The sequence below is a fragment of the Flavobacterium urumqiense genome, from assembly GCF_900108015.1.
In the GTDB taxonomy this organism is placed as follows: Bacteria; Bacteroidota; Bacteroidia; order Flavobacteriales; family Flavobacteriaceae; genus Flavobacterium; species Flavobacterium urumqiense.
Genome location: NZ_FNVP01000010.1, coordinates 1 through 21,611, shown reverse-complemented (window position 1 = coordinate 21,611; position 21,611 = coordinate 1). Strand labels below are relative to the sequence as shown.

Annotated in this window: 24 protein-coding genes; 17 read left to right on the top strand and 7 right to left on the bottom strand. The window is 32.6% G+C overall.

Annotated features, from left to right (window positions below; translation table 11 throughout):
* Positions 1-126 precede the first annotated feature (126 nt).
* On the top strand, positions 127-1,038 hold the full coding sequence (locus C4S35_RS12105) for a DUF6268 family outer membrane beta-barrel protein (RefSeq protein ID WP_104000488.1): 912 nt from the start codon (positions 127-129) through the stop codon (positions 1,036-1,038).
* 142 nt (positions 1,039-1,180) lie between these two features.
* On the opposite strand, the gene C4S35_RS12100 is transcribed toward C4S35_RS12105, so the two are convergent.
* The 3 genes from C4S35_RS12100 to C4S35_RS12090 all read right to left on the bottom strand — a co-directional run bounded on the left by C4S35_RS12100 (position 1,181) and on the right by C4S35_RS12090 (position 5,235).
* On the bottom strand, positions 1,181-3,064 hold the full coding sequence (locus C4S35_RS12100) for a M1 family metallopeptidase (protein ID WP_104000423.1): 1,884 nt from the start codon (positions 3,062-3,064) through the stop codon (positions 1,181-1,183).
* 221 nt (positions 3,065-3,285) lie between these two features.
* Positions 3,286-4,866: an NADP-dependent glyceraldehyde-3-phosphate dehydrogenase gene (locus C4S35_RS12095; protein ID WP_104000422.1), complete on the bottom strand. Its 1,581-nt coding sequence runs from the start codon at positions 4,864-4,866 to the stop codon at positions 3,286-3,288.
* Between the two features lie 57 nt (positions 4,867-4,923).
* On the bottom strand, positions 4,924-5,235 hold the full coding sequence (locus C4S35_RS12090; protein ID WP_104000421.1) for a rhodanese-like domain-containing protein: 312 nt from the start codon (positions 5,233-5,235) through the stop codon (positions 4,924-4,926).
* A gap of 331 nt (positions 5,236-5,566) precedes the next feature.
* On the opposite strand from C4S35_RS12090, the gene C4S35_RS12085 reads away from it, so the two are divergent.
* The 16 genes from C4S35_RS12085 to C4S35_RS12010 all read left to right on the top strand — a co-directional run bounded on the left by C4S35_RS12085 (position 5,567) and on the right by C4S35_RS12010 (position 17,964).
* Positions 5,567-6,199 carry a Crp/Fnr family transcriptional regulator gene (locus tag C4S35_RS12085; RefSeq protein ID WP_104000487.1) on the top strand — a complete coding sequence of 211 codons (633 nt, stop codon included), beginning with the start codon at positions 5,567-5,569 and terminating at the stop codon, positions 6,197-6,199.
* A 73-nt stretch (positions 6,200-6,272) separates the two neighbouring features.
* Positions 6,273-7,061 (top strand): sulfite exporter TauE/SafE family protein, encoded by a 789-nt coding sequence (locus C4S35_RS12080; protein ID WP_104000420.1) that lies wholly within the window; start codon positions 6,273-6,275, stop codon positions 7,059-7,061.
* Positions 7,062-7,138: 77 nt separating this feature from the next.
* Entirely contained in the window at positions 7,139-8,551 is a 1,413-nt protein-coding gene (locus C4S35_RS12075; protein ID WP_104000419.1) for an MBL fold metallo-hydrolase, read from the top strand.
* A gap of 106 nt (positions 8,552-8,657) precedes the next feature.
* Positions 8,658-8,861 (top strand): YgaP family membrane protein, encoded by a 204-nt coding sequence (locus C4S35_RS12070; RefSeq protein WP_104000418.1) that lies wholly within the window; start codon positions 8,658-8,660, stop codon positions 8,859-8,861.
* Between the two features lies 1 nt (position 8,862).
* The gene (locus C4S35_RS12065) at positions 8,863-9,696 is read left to right on the top strand and encodes a methyltransferase domain-containing protein (protein WP_104000417.1); all 834 of its coding nucleotides are present in this window, start codon (positions 8,863-8,865) and stop codon (positions 9,694-9,696) included.
* Positions 9,697-9,723: 27 nt separating this feature from the next.
* Entirely contained in the window at positions 9,724-9,930 is a 207-nt protein-coding gene (locus C4S35_RS12060) for a hypothetical protein (RefSeq protein WP_104000416.1), read from the top strand.
* Entirely contained in the window at positions 9,923-10,222 is a 300-nt protein-coding gene (gene trxA / locus C4S35_RS12055) for a thioredoxin (RefSeq protein WP_104000415.1), read from the top strand. The genes C4S35_RS12060 and trxA overlap by 8 nt, the downstream gene beginning before the upstream one ends.
* Positions 10,222-10,416, top strand: a complete 195-nt coding sequence (locus tag C4S35_RS12050; RefSeq protein ID WP_104000414.1) for a DUF6132 family protein — start codon at positions 10,222-10,224, stop codon at positions 10,414-10,416. The genes trxA and C4S35_RS12050 overlap by 1 nt, the downstream gene beginning before the upstream one ends.
* An 80-nt stretch (positions 10,417-10,496) precedes the next feature.
* Complete coding sequence (locus C4S35_RS12045; protein ID WP_104000413.1) at positions 10,497-11,090, top strand: TetR/AcrR family transcriptional regulator; 594 nt, start codon at positions 10,497-10,499, stop codon at positions 11,088-11,090.
* Positions 11,087-12,337, top strand: coding sequence for a TolC family protein (locus C4S35_RS12040; protein WP_104000412.1), 1,251 nt, complete (start codon positions 11,087-11,089; stop codon positions 12,335-12,337). Before C4S35_RS12045 ends, C4S35_RS12040 begins: the two co-directional genes overlap by 4 nt.
* A gap of 42 nt (positions 12,338-12,379) precedes the next feature.
* Positions 12,380-13,255, top strand: coding sequence for an HlyD family secretion protein (locus tag C4S35_RS12035; RefSeq protein WP_104000411.1), 876 nt, complete (start codon positions 12,380-12,382; stop codon positions 13,253-13,255).
* A gap of 7 nt (positions 13,256-13,262) precedes the next feature.
* Positions 13,263-14,159, top strand: coding sequence for an ABC transporter ATP-binding protein (locus C4S35_RS12030; protein ID WP_104000410.1), 897 nt, complete (start codon positions 13,263-13,265; stop codon positions 14,157-14,159).
* Positions 14,160-14,188: 29 nt separating this feature from the next.
* Positions 14,189-14,923, top strand: a complete 735-nt coding sequence (locus C4S35_RS12025) for an ABC transporter ATP-binding protein (RefSeq protein WP_104000409.1) — start codon at positions 14,189-14,191, stop codon at positions 14,921-14,923.
* Positions 14,924-14,941: 18 nt separating this feature from the next.
* On the top strand, positions 14,942-16,048 hold the full coding sequence (locus C4S35_RS12020) for an ABC transporter permease (RefSeq protein ID WP_104000408.1): 1,107 nt from the start codon (positions 14,942-14,944) through the stop codon (positions 16,046-16,048).
* Positions 16,049-16,074: 26 nt separating this feature from the next.
* Complete coding sequence (locus tag C4S35_RS12015) at positions 16,075-17,199, top strand: ABC transporter permease (protein ID WP_104000407.1); 1,125 nt, start codon at positions 16,075-16,077, stop codon at positions 17,197-17,199.
* Positions 17,200-17,343: 144 nt separating this feature from the next.
* Entirely contained in the window at positions 17,344-17,964 is a 621-nt protein-coding gene (locus tag C4S35_RS12010) for an LOG family protein (RefSeq protein ID WP_244175268.1), read from the top strand.
* 37 nt (positions 17,965-18,001) lie between these two features.
* Here C4S35_RS12010 and C4S35_RS12005 read toward each other — a convergent pair whose 3' ends face one another.
* The 4 genes from C4S35_RS12005 to C4S35_RS11995 form a co-directional block, all read right to left on the bottom strand.
* Entirely contained in the window at positions 18,002-19,744 is a 1,743-nt protein-coding gene (locus C4S35_RS12005; protein ID WP_104000405.1) for a response regulator, read from the bottom strand.
* 343 nt (positions 19,745-20,087) lie between these two features.
* Positions 20,088-20,231 (bottom strand): hypothetical protein, encoded by a 144-nt coding sequence (locus C4S35_RS15635; protein ID WP_159916738.1) that lies wholly within the window; start codon positions 20,229-20,231, stop codon positions 20,088-20,090.
* The gene (locus C4S35_RS12000; RefSeq protein ID WP_104000404.1) at positions 20,218-20,745 is read right to left on the bottom strand and encodes a chemotaxis protein CheB; all 528 of its coding nucleotides are present in this window, start codon (positions 20,743-20,745) and stop codon (positions 20,218-20,220) included. The genes C4S35_RS15635 and C4S35_RS12000 overlap by 14 nt, the downstream gene beginning before the upstream one ends.
* Before the next feature lie 669 nt (positions 20,746-21,414).
* Positions 21,415-21,611 (bottom strand): integrase core domain-containing protein (locus C4S35_RS11995; protein ID WP_159916735.1); only part of this gene is annotated, 197 nt, incomplete at its 5' end.

Below are 21,611 nucleotides of genomic sequence, written 5' to 3'. Positions count from 1 at the left end.
ATATTCGCCAAATAATTAGGACGATTAATCATCACTATACTGTTTGTTTAGAGCGAATTAGGATTTGCTATCCTAATTTTAAGAATGAATATTTGGGAGCAATTAAATAATATCAAAATTTATAAAATGAAAAGAAAAATAATACAATTGTTATTTTTAATACTGCCTTTTTTATGTAATGCTCAAGAATATATAGATCTATTTTCCGTAAATTATGGAAAATCACAAAAAACTACTTTTGAAAATTCATCCATTAATACCAGCATATCCACCTTTCAAACGAATCTTACTTTACCCATTGTTTTGAATGAAAAGTATACGGTTATCTCGGGGGTTAATTTCAGCAGCTACAGTCTACAATTATTTCCTGACTCCAATAACAATCATTTATATTCAACAAATTTAAGAGCTGGTCTAAGAATAAGCTATTCAGAACACTGGAGTGGAATATACCTTTTCCTGCCAAAAGTCGCATCCGATTATGTTCATCTGAGCAGTGAAGATATTTACCTGGGCGGATTGGCCTTATTAAAATATAAAAGAAACGAAAACTTTGGTTACAGCATTGGAATTTACGGCAGTAGTGAAGCTTATGGTATGTCTATGGTTCCAATTATTGGTCTTTATTATCATAGTCCAGATAAACGTTTCGAGATGAATTTCTTTATGCCAAATGATGCGGACATCAATTATAGTTTGACTGATAAAACAAAAATAGGTGTTGATTTTCTGGGCCACGGAAACAGTTACAAATTGACAACTGATAATATCCGTTCCAATTATGTCGAAAATAATTCGATAGATTTTTCTTCTTATGTACAACGAAGCGTGTTAGACAAAAAAATTCTTTTACGTCTAAAAATGGGATATTCTTTAAACCAGTTTAGAGTGTATCCATTGGATCAAAAACTTGATTTACAAATTCTGGCATTAAAATTTGGTGATAACCGTATTAGATTATTTGAAGACAAATCAAACACTATTTTTTTAAAAATGGAGGCTATTTATCGTTTTGACCTTAGTACGGTTAAAAAATAAGCAGTTTTTTCAAATCTTTTTATCAGTATTTTGCTCCTTATTAAAATTCATAAAAAAACCGTCTCGTTATCTTAAACGAGACGGTTTTTCAGTATTAGAATCTCTGTTTTGATCCAATTAATTATGCCTTACTCTATTCCTATTATTTGTTAGTCCAACTATTATCAGATGGTGTCGCATCCATAAAAAGTCCGCCATCAATTGTTACTGATTTTATTTTTCTGGTTCCTTTCAAAGTAATCGTTGTTGTTTTTTGGTTGTCTACCCAAATGGCTGGCGTTTTATGTACTGTTTCTTTTTTTCCATCTGCATAAACCACATTTACATCAAAAGGAATTGCAAAACCACCTTCATTTTTGATGGAAATAGAATTTTTAGAGCCATTCGAATTTACTTTTGCAACAGCAAGATCAATGTAATTATTACTAAAAAACCAGTTGTTAAAAAACCAATTCAAGTTTCTACCAGTGCTGCTATTCACAGAATTAAAATAATCCCAAGGAATTGGATGCTTGCCATTCCAATCTTCCATATAGGTATGAAGCACTTTTTTGAATAAATCGTCACCCAACATATCTTTTAATGCCAAATAAGAAAGTGATGCTTTCCCGTAGGAATTGTTTCCGTAACCCGCTCCTGATAATTGGGATGACATGGAAATTATTGGCTGATCCTCTTCGGCTGATTTATCATTTATGTAACGGTTTACTCTAAATTCCTTGTAAAATTTATCGGCGGCTTCTTTGCCATGTTCCGAAATTCCTATTAAATATTCGAGTGTTGTAGCCCAACCTTCGTCCATAAAAGCGTAACGACTTTCGTTGATACCCATATAAAAAGGAAAGTACGTATGAGCGATTTCATGGTCTTGTACCAATTGCGCAAAAACGGCATCACCTGTTTGGGAATCGTTCACCATCATAGGATATTCCATATCGGCAAAACCTTGAAAAGCGGTCATTTTAGAATAAGGATACGGAACTCCCGGCCAATTGTTAGAAAACCAAGCCAAAGCATAATTATTATTTTTTACCGAGTTGATAAAATCAGTTCCTTTTATATCATAAGCCGCTTGTGTACTGACCCTGCGATTGGTTTTGCTGTCTACAACTACGCTTCCGGCATCCCATAAATAATGGTTACTTATACCAAAACACACATCTGAAATTGAATCAGCTTGAAATTTCCAAATATTCCAATTCTTCTGCAAAGTCACTTTTCCAGCTGCCATTTCCTGCTCATTCGCAATGTGCATCACGGCATCTGAAGTGTATGATTTTTTTAATCGTGCAGCATATTCGGCTTGCAAAACCTCCTCTGGATTCATTAAATCTCCCGTTGCATAAACCACATAATTTTTGGGCGCTTTTATCGAAAAAGTGTAGTCATTGAAATCATTATAAAATTCCTGACGATCCGTATGTGGCAATTTGTCCCACCCATTATAATCATCATAAACAGAAACACGAGGATAACTGTACGCTACAAAAAAAGTAGTATTATCAATTTGCCCTTCACGACCGCTTTCTTTAGACAAAGGATAATTCCAGTCAATATTTAACGTAACTTTGGTTTTTGGAGGCAATGGCTTTTTCAATTTAATAGTACCAACGGTTCCCCAATTTTTAGCATTTTCATTGTATACTTCTCCGTTAATTTTGAAAGAAGTAATAGTCAATCCTTCTGATAAAAAATCGGCACTTACGTCTCCACCTCTTGGCGCCGTTGGTTTATGCAGGTTATTTACAAAACGGATCACCATTGTTTTCAAGGTGTCCTTGCTATTATTTTCGTAAACAATACTTTCGGTTCCGCTAACTATTTTTGTATCAGGATTTACGGTAATTTCCATGGCGTATTTCCCATGATTTTGCCAATAATTTTTCCCTGGCTTTCCGTCTTTGGACCGGCTTCCTTTTGAATATGCTTCTTTTATATTTCGAGGAGTATAAAGTTCCTGTCCTAAACTATTCTGCGCAAAAAATGTGACAGTGAACAATACTAATAAAAGTGAGTTTTTTTTCATGAAAGAGTTTTTTATAATAATTTAAATATTACTGAAACATTAGTAGCGATAAATTCCTTTTTGTAACAAAAACCTTTTAGAAATAAATAAACCGCTCTGGCCTAAAAGTACAAATATTTGAATAGCAAACTAAAAATCAATTGTCTTTTCCTTTGGATTAATTTTATAAAAAAAGCCGTCCCAAAAATAATGAGACGGCTTTCATAATGATTATTTAATGTTTACAAAATGAAATCCGTATTGATAAAATTAGATTCTTTGCTGTTTAATAATTCTTGCAAAATGGCATTGTTATAATCATTGTCTTTTGAAGCAACAAAAGTTCTAATAGAGAATGAACGCAATGCATCGTGAATACTCAATGTTCCCACTGCTGAATCTTTTCTTCCTGTAAATGGGAAAACATCCGGTCCTCTCTGGCAAGAACTATTCAAGTTTACTCTACAAACAAGATTCACCAAAGTATCGATAAGCGGTGCAATGGTTTTGATGTCTTTTCCAAACAAACTTACTTGCTGTCCATAATTAGACTCTGCCATATCGTTCAGTGGTTCTTGGATATCTTTAAAAGAAAGAATAGGTACTACTGGCCCAAACTGCTCTTCATGGTACAAACGCATCTCTTTGTTTATTGGAAACAAAACTGCTGGAAAAATATAATTATCAGAATGCTCGCCCCCTTTTGCGTTGATAATTTTTGCTCCTTTACTGGTAGCATCATCTATTAATTCCTGGATGTAAGCTGGTTTTTCTTTTTCTGGCAAAGGAGTAAGAAATACTGATTTATCCCATGGATTTCCAAAAGTTAGTGCATCAACTTTGGCAGCAAAACGTTTATTGAATTCATCTGCTATTGATTCATGAACATACAAAACTTTCAAAGCAGTACAGCGTTGTCCATTAAATGATAATGAACCAGCAATACATTCTTGAATAGTCAAATCTAAATCGGCATCCGGAAGGATTATCGCAGGATTTTTTGCTTCTAAACCTAATATTAAACGCAATCTATTTTTGTTTGGATGTTGATCCTGCAAAGCAATAGCTGATTTACTGTTTCCAATCAAAGCCAAAATATCAACTTTCCCAGATTTCATAATGGGAGAAGCAACTTCACGTCCTCTACCGTACACAATATTGATGGCTCCGGCTGGAAAACTGCTTCTGAACGCTTCTAACAAAGGAGAAATTAACAAAACGCCGTGTTTAGCCGGTTTGAAAATTACGGGATTCCCCATAATCAATGCCGGAATTAGCAACGAAAAAGCTTCATTTAATGGATAATTGTACGGTCCAAGACACAATACGACACCCAGTGGTCCTCTACGAATCATGGCATTTATCCCTTGCACTTTAGAAAAATGAGAACTGCGAGCATTTAATTCTTTGTAACTTTCGATAGTGTCATAAATATATTCTACGGTTCTGTCAAATTCTTTTTCAGAATCTCCTAAAGATTTACCAATTTCCCACATCAAAAGCTTTACAACTTCTGCTCGAGTAGTTTTCATTTGAGTAACAAAATTTTCCATGCATTTAATACGGTCCACCACTTTCATTGTAGGCCATAAGCCTTGACCGTTGTTGTATGCCGCTGATGCTGCTTCAACCGCTTCCATTGCTTCTTTTTCTCCCATAAAAGGGATAGAACCCAATATAGTAGGTTCATATTTTTCTGTTGATGAAATAGTGGAGAATACTGCCGAAGTTTGGCCTTCCCACTTTTTTAATTCACCATTTACTAAATACCTATCTTGATTTAATAATGTTGTGATCTGAAATTCTTCTGGTATTGCATTCATTGTAGGTTGTTTTTGTTTTTTGATACTAAAGTATAGACAAGTTGTACGCGCTAATTTTTATGGCGCAACAATGTCTCCGTTCCAAGCCAAAATCCCTCCTGTTAAATTAAAGGCATTTTCAATACCTAGTTCATTCATAACTTCACAGGCTTTTGCGCTTCTGGCTCCGGAACGACAATACACATAATAGTTTTTATTTTTATCTAAGGTTTCAATTTCATTTACAAAACCTTGTCCCATGTGAATATCAATATTGATGGCATTAGTTATAATCCCGTCATTGTATTCATCCTCTGTTCTTACGTCTAGTATTACTGCATTCTCATCTGCTTCGAGCTGAGAAATCCAATCTTCTTGTGTTAAATTCATGATGATGTTTTTTGTAAAAATACGATGTTTTTAACGAATTATAAACAGTCCTCTTTTAAATTAAATAATAATTCAAAGAAAACGTTTTCGCTAAACGCTAATAATCAACAAATTACATTTTAGCTTCCGAAATCATTAAAATTTAGTCCATTAAATCCATAGGAAATACATTTAATTTCTTCTGAAAATTTTACTATTTAAGTATAAATTTCAATTAAATAGTTCCTCTGAATAATTAACTTTTTAGCGTACTTTTACAATACTTATTTTGATTTTTTTTAAAATAACATTTTCTTTTTTAATCAAATACATTTTAAAAAAACGCCTTACAATGCATGATTCTGATGATTTAAAAAAAATATTCCCATCCTTTTCAGACGAGCTTATTAATGAAATTGAAACGAACGCTATTCACCAATCTTATAAAGCTGGAGAGGTCATCATGCGCACAGGTCAATATATCAACAACACGCTTTTGGTCACTAAAGGTCAGATTAAGATTTATCGTGAAGGAGAAAATGGAGGAGAGTTTTTTATGTATTATTTGCAACCAGGGCAAGCATGCGCAGTTTCCATGATATGTGCCACCCAAAGTCAAACAAGCCAGATCATGGCAAAAGTGGTGGTGGATGTTGAACTGATTATGATTCCACTTTCCTTGATGGAAAAATGGATGATGAAGTTTCGCAGTTGGTATGAATTTGTACTATTCACGTATCGAACCAGATTTGAAGAAGTCTTAGAAGTAGTTGATAGCATAGCATTTAGAGCCATGGATGAGCGATTAGAGTTTTATTTAAAACGTCATGCAGAAGCTTGTGGCTGTAAGGATTTAAAATTATCACATCAAGAAATTGCAACGGAACTGAATACTTCCAGAGAAGTGATTTCTCGTTTGCTCAAAAAGATGGAACAACGAGGGTTACTTCGACTGCATCGCAACCAAATTGAACTGTTGACATAAAAACTGCACAATGTGATAAATGTTACTGTTTATAAAAATCATAAAGACAATCTTTGCAATAAAAATTTTAAAGATGGAATATTTAGGATATTTTGCTTCAATTATTATCGGACTTTCTCTGGGTTTAATAGGAGGTGGCGGATCTATTCTTACCATACCCATTTTAGTCTATTTATTTAAAATAGAACCTGAATTAGCCACAAGTTATTCTTTATTTATAGTGGGAATTACTGCTTTATTAGGTTGTATTAGCCACTATAAAATGGGGAATCTCAAAATAAAATCAGCGCTATATTTCGCTATTCCTTCCGTGTTTTCTATTTTGATAATTCGGGAAGTTATTTTTCCAAAAATAGCATCTACAATTTTCTCCATTGCTTCCTATCAAGTTTCAAAAAGTTTCCTCATAATGATTGTTTTTTCTGTACTTATGATGGCAGCGGCCATATCAATGATACGCAAAAGAAAATCAATACCGAATCCACCAAAAACCAATTACACACAACTGGGTATAATTGGTTTTATAGTGGGAATTGTAACTGGATTTTTGGGCGCTGGTGGTGGATTTCTAATCATTCCTGCGCTATTGTTTTTCGCTAATTTACCAATGAAACAAGCAGTTGGAACATCATTACTAATTATATTTATAAATTCAAGCATCGGTTTTGCCGGCGATTTATATATTGGTACACCAATTAATTATTCCTTCTTACTCGTGATATCGAGTATTGCCTTTGTAGGAATGATTATTGGAATCCAGCTTTCAAAAAAAATTGACGGATCTAAACTTAAACCAATTTTTGGCTGGTTTATATTAGTCATGGGAATCTACATTATATCAAAAGAAATCTTTTTTAAATAAAATACTTTGTAACAATAGTCACTTTTAAAATCAAATACAAGAATTACCTTTGTATAAGAATCTTAAATAACAAAACCATGCAAATCGAACAAATATATACGGGATGTTTAGCACAAGGTGCTTATTATATAACTTCAAATGGCGAAGCTGCAATTATAGATCCGCTTCGTGAGATACAGCCTTATCTGGACCGGTTAGAACGTGATAATGTAAAGCTTAAATATATTTTTGAAACTCATTTTCATGCTGATTTTGTTTCCGGGCATGTTGACTTGTGTGAAAAAACCGGAGCACCAATCGTTTATGGACCTACCGCTAATCCATCATTTGAGGCAATAATAGCAACAGATGGTCAGGAATTTAAAATTGGAGACATCAAAATAAAGGCATTGCATACACCCGGTCATACCATGGAAAGTACGACTTATTTATTAATGGATGAAAACGGAAAAGAACATGCCATTTTCTCTGGAGATACTTTATTTATAGGTGACGTAGGAAGACCTGATTTAGCCCAAAAAGCAGCCCACATGACACAGGAACAATTAGCCGGAATACTATTTAATTCGCTAAGAACAAAAATAATGACTTTGCCTGATGATGTAATTGTATATCCAGCACATGGTGCCGGGAGTGCTTGTGGTAAAAACATGAGTAAAGAAACAGTTTCAACTATTGGTAACCAAAAAGCGACCAATTATGCTTTAAGAGCCGATATGACTGAAGATGAATTTATCAAAGAAGTGACAGAGGGATTATTACCTCCTCCTCCCTATTTTGGTATGAATGTAGCAATGAACAAACAAGGGTATGAAAGTTTTGAAACCGTATTACAAAACGGAATGAAAGCCATACTTGTAAATGATTTTGAAGCTAAAGTAGAAGAAACTGGAGCTTTGATTTTAGATACCCGAAAAAATTTAGATTTTGCTAAAGGATTTATTCCGCAATCTATAAACATCGGTATTGACGGAGATTTTGCCCCATGGGTAGGTGCTTTAATTGCCGATGTAAAACAACCAATTATTCTAGTTACAGAAAAAGATCAGGAAGAAGAATCTGTAACACGAATAAGCCGAGTAGGTTTTGATAATTTAATTGGTCATCTGGAAGGCGGTTTTGATGCTTGGAAAAAAGCAGGAAAAGAAATCGATACCGTACATAGAATTACAGCCGAAGACTTTGCCAAACAAGTAAAAATTGGTGAAAGCAAAGTAATCGATATTCGTAAAGAAAGCGAGTATTGCGCGGAACATGTTGAAGAATCTTACAGTAAACCTTTGTCTAGTATAAATGAATGGATAAAAGACATCAATCCTAAAGAACCTTTTTTCTTGCATTGTGCAGGGGGTTACCGCAGTATGATTGCCGCTTCAATCTTGCAAGCGCGAGGCTTCAGGAATTTCACAGAAATTGAAGGTGGATTTAACGCTATTGCAAAAACTGATTTGCCAAAAACTGATTTTGTGTGCCAAAGCAAAGTGCTATAACGACTACTTTTTAGTATAATTACTCCTAAAACAACTGTTTATCAGTAAATTATACCTTAAATTTACTATAGATTTTAATTGAATTTAAACTATAAATTTATATACAATGAAAAAAAATATGGGTTCAGTAGACCGAATTATTCGCACTGCTTTAGCAATTCTAGTAGCTGTATTATATTTTACAAATATTATTAGTGGCACACTTGCTTTAGTTTTAGGTGCGTTAGCAATTATTTTTTTGATTACCAGCTTTGTTAGTTTTTGTCCGTTATATTCTCTGTTTAATTTTTCAACCCGAAACAAAATTTAAAATGAAAGAAATGCAATGTTGTGTCGTTTCGTGTGAAAAACCTCTTGATGCAGCGTATTGGGAAGCACAATACAAGGCCAAAGCCACAGCTTGGGATTTAGGCAAAGTATCCCCTCCCATACAAACCTATGTGGATACAATAAAAAATAAAAACATAACTGTTTTGATTCCTGGTTGCGGTAATAGCTATGAAGCTGAATATCTTTTGGACCACGGTTTTACTAACATTACTGTTATTGATATTGCTCCAACATTGGTTGCAGATTTAAAAGAAAAGTTCAAAAATAATTCCAACATCCAAATTGTGTTAGGTGATTTCTTTGAACATCAGGGCGAATATGATTTGATTATTGAACAGACTTTTCTCTGTGCCCTAGCTCCTACCATGCGTCAAAAATACGTTTGGAAAATGCATCAACTTTTGGCTGGTGAAGGAAAATTGGCAGGATTGTTATTTAATAGAACATTTGAAGTAAGCCCACCTTTTGGCGGAAGCAAAGAAGAATATAAGATGCTTTTCGCTGTTGCTTTTGACTTTTTGAAAATGGATGTTTGTACAAATTCTATTTCGCCTAGAGCTAATTCGGAATTATTTTTCGAATTGAAAAAGAACAATACAGTCAAAGTTTACCTTTATGAATTTAACGGCATTACTTGCAGCGGTTGTATGGAATCTGTTTCAAAAAAGTTTGCAGCTATAGATGGCATACTAAATGTAAGTATGAGCAGTGATTTTGCTGAAGTACTAATTGTCAGTAAAAATGAAATTGCAGTTGAAGAACTTCAAAATGCAATTTCTTATGATAAAAAGTATAAAATTAAAAAAATAAGTTAGTAACACGAATTTACTTTTTCAAAAAAAATGAAAAAATTATTATTTACAAATTGGCATGTTATGCGTTGGGTTCGCCTGGCATTCGCCCTATTTTTATTTGCTCAAGCCTATATATTGCGGGAACAGATGTTCATTGCTTTTGGCTTATTTTTCTTCATTCAGGTACTATTTAATTTAGGCTGCAGCTCCAATGGCTGTGCTATTCCAAACAATAAATACAGTAAAAATGAGTAACTTCAATTCTATTATTAAGTCAGAGAAACCAGTTTTAATTGACTTTTTTGCAACCTGGTGTGGACCATGCAAAATGCTTGGGCCTATTTTGAAAGAAGTAAAAGATAGTTTAGGAGATCGCATTTCAATACTAAAAATTGATGTGGATAAAAACCAACAAATAGCAGCTCAATATCAAGTACGTGGTGTTCCCACCATGATTTTATTTCAAAATGGCAAGCAGTTGTGGAGACAATCCGGTGTTCTGAATAAAGAAGAGATCATTAAAATTATCTTGGAAAAAAGTAACTAATGACTAACAAAGCAATTCTTATAACTGGAACTGGAATCATAATTGGTGCCATAGCTGGTTATTTATATTATCACTTTGTAGGCTGTTCTTCGGGAACTTGCGCTATAACTTCTAAACCTCTAAATTCTACTTTGTATGGGAGTTTAATGGGCGGATTAGTGTTTAATATGTTTGTGAAAGAAAATAAAAAATAATTTTTTAAGTATCTCATATTAAGATACTTTTTTTTGATATCTTTGTTAACCAAATGGTTAAACCATATAGTTAAATCACCATGACAACTGAAGAAAAAATATTTAATGCAGCCAGAATCGTATTCCAGAAAAAAGGGTTTGCGGGAGCTAGAATGCAGGAAATAGCAGATGAAGCAGGAATTAATAAGGCAATGCTACACTATTGTTTCAAAACCAAGCAATTGCTTTTTGAAGCTGTTTTCATGAACGCTTTTGGACAATTAGCACCGCAAATCAATGCCATTTTTAATTCTGATGAAACAGTTTTTGATAAAATAAGAAAATTTGCTCATAGCTATATTTCGTTTGTTATTGAAAATCCCTATTTACCTCAATTTATTATCCAAGAAATGAATAATAATCCAGAGTTTGCGATGTCTTTTTTAAATCATGAAAACAGACCCAATCCAGACCTGCTTATTTCCCAAATCGAAAAAGAGATTATTGCAGGTATTATAAAACCAATTAATCCAAAACAACTACTATTAGATATTTTTTCGTTGACGGTTTTCCCTTTTGCTGCACAAATAATGGTGAAAGCAATCATACAAATATCCGATTCAGAGTTTAATCAGTTGATGGAAGAACGAAAAACCAGCATTGCGGAACAAATTATTAATTCGATAAAAAGATGAAACGAATACTAATCACCCTATTTTCATTAATCGTTATTCATACGAATGCACAACGAATAGTTTCGCTGGAAGAATGTTACGCTTTGGCAAACAAAAATTATCCATTGTCCAAACAAACCGCGTTGCTACAACAAAAATCAGTATTTGAAATTGATGCGCTCAATAAAGGGAAATTACCCAAAATTGATATGAATGCGCAAGCTACTTATCAATCTGATGTGACAGGATTACCAATTTTGATCCCAAATGTAACTCCATTAAATAAAGATCAATATCGAGCAACATTGGATGTTAACCAATTACTTTACAATGGGGGAATCATCGATGCAAATACCAAGTTCAAAGCCGCACAAACCAAAACGCAGCAGCAACAGGTTGAAGTCAATTTGTACCAAATTAAAAATAAAATCAATCAGTTGTATTTCTCTGTTTTGATACTGCAGGAACGGAAAGCTATTTTGATTTCGAAACAAGTACAACTGACTTCTAAAATCAAGGAAGTGAAAACGGGAGTGAAATTTGGTGCTATTCTTCCCGCTTCAGAGCTCGTTTTGGAAGCTGAAAATCTAAAAATAAAACAGCAACTCACCGAAATTCAATTTGATAAAAAAAGAGTGCTGGACAATTTATCAACGTTGATTTTTTCACCATTAGGTAAAAACACCACTTTGGAAAAACCCAATATTGCCATTGATTTCTCAAAAGATATCAATCGTTCAGAATTGAAATTATTTGATTTGCAAAATGAACAAATAGAAATTTCAAAAGAAGTAATTTCAAAAAATAACATGCCAAAAGTTAATGCCTTTGGTCAGGCTGGTTATGGAAATCCGGGTTTAAACATGTTAGACAATTCTTTTCAAACCTTTTATATGCTGGGGTTAAAAGCCAATTGGAATGTGTTTGACTGGAACAAATCGAAAATCGAAAAACAGGCACTTTCTATTTCAAAAAATATTATAGCAACCGAAAAAGAAACGTTTTTACTGAATAACACTGTGCAGGTGCAAGAAATGGAAAACGAAATAAAAAAATCAGAAGAAATTATTAAAACTGATTCTGAAATCATCAATTTAAGGGAATATGTGGTCAAATCATCAGATGCACAATTACGAAATGGTGTCATCACTTCCTCCGAATATTTAGTGGAACTGACCAATTTATACGAAGCAAAAAACAATCAAAAATTACATGAAATCCAATTGGCTTTAGCCAAAGCAAATTATCAGGTTACCAAAGGGTATTAACTTTGGAATTAGATGATTTTAAAAAATAATAAAATTTAAAATATGAAAACAATATTTACATTCTTAATTCTTATCAGTCTAATTTCTTGCGCTAAAAACAATGATAAAGCAGATGGCTATGGGAATTTTGAAGCAACCGAAATTACCATTTCAGCGGAAGCCAATGGGAAAATTGACTTTTTAAAATTGGAAGAAGGCAATATTTTAGAACCAAATACCCAAGTAGGATTGGTTGACACTATACAATTGTATTTCAATAAACAGCAATTGATTGCTTCTAAAAGCACGGTTTTTTCAAAATCCAAAAACGTTTTATCACAAATAAATGTACTGAGAGAACAACTTAAAACCACTTTAATTGAACAAAAAAGAATTCAAAATATGTTTGCCGAAAATGCAGCAACCAAACGTCAGGTGGATGAAATTACCGGCAAAGTAAATGTCGTGAATGAACAGATAAAAAGTGTTGGAACTCAAAATGCACCTATCGTAAACGAAGTGCATTCCATTGATGTACAAATCGAAAAAATAAACAATCAAATTTATAAAAGTAAAATTATCAACCCGATAAAAGGGACGGTTTTGGCGAAATATGCGGAACCAAATGAAGTCACTTCTTTTGGAAAACCACTATATAAAATTGCCAATGTTTCCGAGATGACTTTACGCGTTTATGTAAGTGAAACCCAGTTGGCTCAAATAAAAGTCGGACAAAATGTTATTGTGAAAATAGATTCCAAAAAAGACATGAAATCCTATTCGGGAAGTATATCTTGGATTGCTTCATCGGCAGAGTTTACACCAAAAATAATCCAAACCAAAGAAGAACGCGCCAATTTAGTTTATGCAGTGAAAGTAAAAGTTAAAAATGACGGCAGTTTAAAAATAGGAATGCCAGCCGAAATGTGGATTAAATAAAAAACTGATGAGTATAATTGTCCAAAATATATCCAAATCCTACAACGATATTAAAGCGGTTGAAAACATTTCTTTTGAAGTAAAAGAAGGAGAATTATTTGGGCTAATTGGACCTGACGGTGCGGGAAAAACAACGATTTTCAGGATTCTCACAACGCTTTTGCTTTCTAATGAAGGTTCAGCAACTGTAGCCGATTTTGATGTTGTAAAAGACTATAAATCCATTCGAAATTCTGTGGGATATATGCCAGGAAAGTTTTCTTTGTACCAAGATTTAACCGTCGAAGAGAATCTAACCTTTTTCGCGACCATTTTTGGAACAACGATTGAAGAAAATTACGATTTAATCAAGGATATTTATATTCAAATTGAGCCATTCAAAAAACGAAGAGCTGGTGCGCTTTCCGGTGGAATGAAACAGAAATTAGCGTTGTGTTGTGCTTTAATCCACAAACCAAAAGTGCTTTTTCTTGATGAACCAACCACAGGAGTTGATCCTGTTTCCCGTAAAGAATTTTGGGAAATGCTCAAACAATTGCAAAAAAAAGGAATTACAATTCTGGTTTCAACACCGTATATGGACGAAGCCGCTATGTGTGACCGAATTGCACTAATCCAAAAAGGAAAAATCCTAAAAATAGACAGCCCTGAAAACGTCACAAAAAAATACGATAAAATTATTTATGATATTCGAGCGAAAGACACCTATCAACTTATTCAGGATTTGAAACATTATCCCAGTCAATACAGCGTTTTTGCCTTTGGTGAATACCTCCATTATATTGATAAAAAACAAAATTTTAATAGCACAGAATTGCTGACTTATCTTCAAAATAAAAATCACACCGAAATAGAAATTCATATTTCAAACCCAACTATAGAAGATGTTTTTATGGATTTATAAATTAAAAAAATAATGAGATTACAAATAATATGAACCAAGAAAAAATCATAAACGTAAAAAATCTAACCAAAACATTTGGCAGTTTCACCGCGGTCAAAAGTATTTCTTTTGATGTAAATCAAGGAGAAATTTTTGGTTTTCTTGGTGCCAATGGAGCCGGAAAAACCACAGCTATGAAAATGCTTATCGGGATTTCGAAACCAACTTCCGGTGAAGCAGTAGTTGCTGGTTTTGATGTCAAAACACAATCCGAAATGGTGAAGAAAAGTATTGGCTACATGAGTCAAAAATTCTCGATGTACGACGATTTAACTATTAAGGAAAACATTACTTTTTTTGGTGGAATTTATGGATTAAGCCGAATTCAAATTAAAGAAAAGACAGCGGAATTAATTTACGAATTAGGACTTGAAGAAGTGGCAGACAAACTGGTCAGCGCTCTGCCATTGGGTTGGAAACAGAAATTATCATTTTCGGTTGCATTATTACACGAACCTAAAATCGTATTTCTGGATGAGCCAACTGGTGGCGTTGATCCCATCACAAGAAGACAATTTTGGGAAATGATTTATGCCGAAGCCCACAAAGGAACTACCATTTTTGTAACCACGCATTATATGGACGAAGCTGAATATTGCGATCGCGTTTCCATCATGGTCGAAGGCAGCATCGAAGCTTTGGATTCTCCAAAAAATTTAAAAAAGCAGTATAATGTGACTTCTATGAATGACGTATTTCTAAAATTAGCGCGGAATGTGGAATGAAAATCTAAAAAATTTAAAATGAAAAGATTTATCGGTTTTGTCAAAAAAGAATTCTATCACATATTTCGTGATAAACGCTCTATGTTTATCCTTTTCGGAATGCCAATAGCCCAAATTATGCTATTTGGATTTGCCATAACTAACGAAATTAATAATGTAAATATTGCAATTTTAGATCAATCAAAAGACAGTGAAACACAAAAAATAATCAACAAAATCAATGCTTCTCAGTACTTTAATATCGAGCAGAAAATCAGCAGTGAAAGCCAAATAGAATCTGTTTTCAAAAAAGGAAAAGTAAAAGCAGTGCTCGTTTTTGAAAACCAATTTATAAAAAATTTACAAACCAAAAAACAAGCCAAAGTTCAAGTAATAACGGATGCGACCGATCCCAATATCGCCAATGCAATTACAAATTACGTCAATGCTATTTTGCAAAATTACACTCAAGAATTCAAGAGAGACAGCCCGTCTAGTTACCAAATACAAACGCAGACCCAACTGTATTACAATCCAGAATTAAAAAGTGTATTTAACTTTGTACCGGGCGTCATGACCATAATTTTGATGCTCGTTTCCGCCATGATGACTTCGATTTCCATTACCCGAGAAAAAGAACTTGGCACCATGGAAGTTCTTTTGGTTTCGCCGCTAAGACCCTTTCAAGTGATTATTGGTAAAGTATTTCCGTACGTTTTTCTTTCAATTATCAATGCCACAATAATAGTACTTTTAGGCTTTTTTGTATTCAAAATGCCTGTTGAAGGAAGCTTATTTTTATTGTCTTTCGAAAGTATTCTGTTCATTATTTCGGCACTTTCGTTGGGAATTCTGATTTCAACCATTTCTAATTCGCAACAAACCGCCATGATGATTTCCCTGATGGGATTAATGCTGCCCGTCATTATCCTTTCAGGATTTATTTTTCCAATTTCCAGTATGCCTATGCCGATGCAAATTATCAGTAATATTATCCCTGCCAAATGGTTCATTATCATCATCAAAGCCATTATGCTCAAAGGCGCTTCGATTACTATAATTTGGAAAGAGACATTAATTTTAATTGGAATGACCGTGTTTTTCATCGTATTGAGTATTAAAAAATATAAAATTAGATTGGAATAATTTTTTTAGCAGCTAAAAAACATACAATGAAAACAATACTATTTATCATCCAAAAGGAGTTCAGGCAAATCTTTAGAAATAAAGCAATGCTTCCTATTATATTTGTTTTGCCCTTGCTTCAATTATTGATCTTGTCAAACGCAGCTAGTTTTGAGGTAAAAAACATCCAGTTTTCCTATATTGATAGCGACCATTCCGCGGCTTCACGAAAATTAATTACTAATTTTAAAGCTTCCAGTTATTTTAAAGTAATCCAAAGTTTTAATTCAAAAACCGAGGCCAATCACGAAATGCAGAAAGGAAAAGTAGACGTCATTCTCGAAATCCCAAACCATTTTGAACGCAACCTCATCAAAGAAAAAAAATCAAGCTTATCTGTAAGTATCAATGCCATCGACGGTGCGGCGGCCGGAATTGAAAATGTTTATATCACTCAAATTATAACGGCCTTCAATCAAAATATACAAACCAATTTGTTTCAATATAACGAAGCCACTTATGTACAACCTCAAAATATTGTAACAATACCTTCGTTTTGGTACAACAACACCTTGAATTATAAAACATTTATGGTTCCGGGAATTTTGGTGCTTTTGGTTACAATGCTCACTTTATTTCTATCATCGATGAATATTGTTCGGGAAAAAGAAATGGGAACATTAGAACAAATTAACGTTACTCCTATAAAAAAATATCAATTTATTATTGGAAAATTATTTCCATTTTGGGTGCTTGGACTTGTGATTTTAACTGTCGGATTACTCATCGCAAAACTGATTTTTAATGTTCCTATTTTAGGTAATATTGGATTGATCTATTTGTTCACCTCTGTATATTTATTTGTTATCCTGGGGATTGGATTATTCATATCAAACCATACCGAAACCCAACAACAAGCCATGTTCATTGCATGGTTTTTTACAGTAATTTTCATTTTAATGAGCGGTCTATTTACACCTATAGAAAGTATGCCGCAATGGGCTCAAAATGTAACTTTGTTTAATCCTATTCGTTATTTTGTAGAAATTATTAGAATGGTAATGCTCAAAGGTGCTACTTTTTTAGATATTTCATTTCAATTTTTTATCATTGTTCTTTATGCCTTTATTTTAAATGGATTAGCTGTTTTGAGTTATAAAAAAGTTAATTAACTTTATATCGTTATGAAAAAAATTCCTCAATACTACAGGCTTTCAAAATCCGAATCTTTATTTGTAAGGGAACCATTATCACGATTTAAAAACTTAGTTTTCCTATGTAAAGTCCTTTATAATTTCATTAATGCATTTCGTGAAATGCATTTTATAGGTCCTTGCGTAACAGTCTTTGGTTCTGCCCGCTTTGGGTCGGAAACAACTCATTATAACGATGCAGTAAAAATCGGAGCAAAGTTAGCTAAACTAGGATTTACAGTAATGACAGGCGGAGGTCCCGGTATAATGGAAGCGGCAAATAAAGGAGCTTATGAAGCTGGCGGCTATTCTGTAGGTTGCAATATTGTCCTTACTGTAGAACAAAAACCAAATCCATATTTGCATAAATGGATTTACATCCCCTACTTTTTTGTTAGAAAAGTAATTTTAATAAAATACTCCTACGCGTTTGTTGTTATGCCGGGAGGAATTGGGACGTTGGATGAATTATTTGAAGCCCTAACATTAATTCAAAATAAAATGATAAATAATTTTCCGATAGTAATTTTTGATAAAAAATACCATGAAGAACTCATTCATCATATCCAATTGATGTCTGATAATGAAAGTATAAGTCCCGAAGATATGAAACTTTTATTTGTTACTGATTCAGTAGATGAAGTAATAGCGCACATAAAAAAACATGCAATTAAAAAATTTGGTTTAAAAAGGCAACCTTACAAAGCCAAATTGTGGTTTGGAAAAAAAAGAACGTATCGATAAATTTGCTTTACTCTTTATTTTATTTTAGCAACTGCTTTTATTTTACCCACTTTTGCAGTATTTGTTCTAAATCATTTTGATTAATAGGTTTAGAAATATAATCATTCATTCCTGAGCTCAAACATTTTTCTTTTTCTTCAACAAATATTCCGGCAGTCAATGCAATTATGGGCGGATTTTTTGAATCACTTAATTTTCGAATCTCCGCAGTTGTTTCAAAACCATTTTTTTTGGGCATTTGAATATCCATTAAAATAATATCGAGCTTCTCCATTTTATACAATTTTATTGCTTCCTTTCCATCACAAGCTTCAAAAATTATACAATTGGGAATTATTCTTTTTATTAATTTTTTGGCCAAAAGCATATTAATTCTATTATCTTCAACTATCAATATTTTGGTCTGATTATAGTTTATAAACCTCGATTCCACACTTTCTTCAATTAAAGGTGAAATTGGAGTTTTTAAATCTTTTTTCTTTTTGCACTTTTTAAATTTTACAGAGAAATTAAAATCGCTTCCTTTACCATATTGGCTATTTAAATGTAACTTGCTTCCCATTAATTCTAAAAGTTGATTAGAAATTGCCAATCCTAATCCAGTGCCTCCAAATTTTCGAGTAGTTGAAGTATCTTCTTGAACAAAAGAATGAAATATTTTTTCTTGATTATGGTGTTTTATGCCAATCCCTGTATCTTTCACTGAAAAATTTATGATTAAAAAATCTTTTTCAGGAGAGGGTATCTCGTCAATATCCAATTGTATTTGTCCAACCATTGTAAATTTTAAGGCGTTTCCAATTAAATTTACAATAATCTGTTTTAATCGTACGGAATCCGCATAAATAAATTGAGGTACATTTTGGTCAATATTTATGATCAAGTCGATATTTCTCAAATTTGCCTGATGTTTAAAAAGACTGATCACTTGATGGGTTAGTAAAAAAAGATCTATTTCTTCAATATTTAATTCCAATTTCCCCGCTTCGATTTTAGAAAAATCTAAAACATCACTAATTAAATCCATTAAAATAACCGCAGATTCATTGACAATGTTAATGTATTCCAATTGATTGTTGTCTAGGTTTGTTTTCATTAACAAATCAGTGAAACCAATGATACCATTCAATGGAGTCCTAATTTCATGACTCATACTGGTTAAAAAATTGGATTTGGCTTTATTGGCAGATTCAGCCTGTAGTTTTGCTTTAATTAATTCTTTTTGCATTAACTTAATCTCCGTAATATCAACAATTGTTATATGACATTGTTCCCCATCCCCAGAAATCGCGCCTGTAAGGTAACTGCAAAATACTGATTTGTCATTTGATAAAAAGTTGACTTCACATGATTCTGTGACTTCACTTTTGAATATTTTTTCTAAAAAAAGATTAAAAATATTTTTTGTATCATCAGAAACAAAAAACTCAAATTGACTGTTTATTAATTTTAATCGTTCTTTACCAAACATATTGGAACCTGTGAGATTCACATCAATAACTTTTCCTTCTTTAGAAAGTGTAAAATATCCTGAAGGCGCAAAATCATATAATTCCGTATATTTATCAGTAGCCAACTCAGATTGTTCTTTTGACAATAAAAGTTCTTCGTTCTGTATTTCAAGTTTAATTTGGTATACTTCCAATTCATGAATTAGTTTCAAAATTTCTGCCTGTGAGAAATCCCAATCAGACTCTAATTGCTGTTTTTTACTCAGCAAATTCTCAGCCTTTTGCCTGAGAGTTGTTGAAATTTTCAATTTGTTACTGGAATTTTCCATTTTTATTAGCTTTTAAATACTGTTCCTATACCAACCTTTTAACAATGTTCAGAAATTTTATTTATTTTATATATTTTTAACAAGTACTTCATCCATTTGCAGGTGATTCACCATGTCATGAATAAAAAATTGCATTATTTTATGTTTATTTATTAAATATGTATTACACAATCGCACTATTAATCTTTCGTCCGTTGTTCATTTCAATCTTCAAAAATTCATAAAAAAATGATTTTTTCTTCTTTAATTCTTCCAATTTATTTTTATTTGCCACTCTATTTTTGAGAGATCCTATTTCTCAGATTGCGTTTTCAATGATTTGCTCATAGGAATAACCCAACACTTAAATTAAAATTGGATTTATATTAATAATCCTACTCAGTTCTACATTGAGAATCAGGATTTCGTCTTTAGCCGATTCAAAAAGACGTCTGTATCGATTTTCCATCACCAATGCTTCTTCTACTTTTTTATTATACCAAGCCATTATTTTCTTTAACAGCTTTAATTCCCAAACTTCCATCAGAACTTATTCCTGAAAGAATTATCTCAATAGCTTTATTTAATTTATCAATAGTCAGTGATGGAAAAAACATATCAATAGGCAAACGCAGTCCGCGGCTTGCAACAGGATTAAATAAATGGAGAAATCCTTTTACTATAGAAAAATTTTTATTGGGAGAAATTACATACACATAATTTGGTTTCACTTCAAGTTGACCGTTAAGCTCAATCACCGTCGCCGCTATAGTTCGCTGCAATATGTCCGGTAAAACGCCAACATAATTATGATCACGATGTTGAACATCAAAAAATGCCATTCCGCTTTGCTCCGGCATATTTTTAAAAAAAATTTCCATTGCTTCCAATTCTCCAGCCGAAAACCCCATTTCCAAAATAGGAAATTCATTCCATTCATTTACCATTATGAACTTCTTGTTAGCTGTTTTCCCCGTTTTAGCTGTTTCCTGTGAAATTTGATGGTTTTCTATTATTTCCATTGTAACATTATGCTTTTATAAATCTATAGCTTTCATTCACAACATACATTTATTTAATTTGTTAAAACTATCACCAAATGCCTTATTATTAAATTGATTGAAAGACTAGAAATCATATAAAGATTCTATTAATCTTTTCTATTTAAAAGTACATTCATAGAAATATATTTTAATTTTTTAAATTATGGGATGTAAAAATTAATTCTAAAATTGAAAAACATTGCTTTTCACATTTAAAATAAAGACTCTAATTTAGTGATTTTTTTAATTTTTAAAAACGTTTTGCATATTAATTTTCAAAAAAATAAAAATTAACCCTTTGTTTTTCAAATAATTAACAATAAAAAAGGAAGAGAAAAATATAAATTATGGTAAAATCCTACATTAAAAAATTACTTTTTGTTCTTGGGCTTATTTAGTAGTTTGCCGCATTATTTCAAAAACTATTTTCAAGATGCATTTTAATAAATTTATATAATAGGTGAGCCAAAAAAGCATGTTTTTAAAATACAAACACGCTTTTTGTCTTAAAAAACTATGCTGTACCCATTTTTCAGACAGAAATCTCAACGATTTAAGATAGGTTTTTAGTTTGATATTCTATTATCTTGGTTAAAATCGGAGATAACTTTTGGCTATTTTACAAAGCCAAAAAAAGTTATTCTGATTTTATGCCACTTCTTTTTTGTAATAATTATTATAAGGCGTTCCATAATCTAGTGACTGATGAATTCGCCGTGTATTATAAAATTCAAAATAATCTTTGAGTCCTCTATAAAGGCTGATTCCGTCAGTATATGCTTGTAAATATACATTCTCGTATTTGACTGTCCTCCATAATCTTTCTATAAAAATGTTGTCAATAG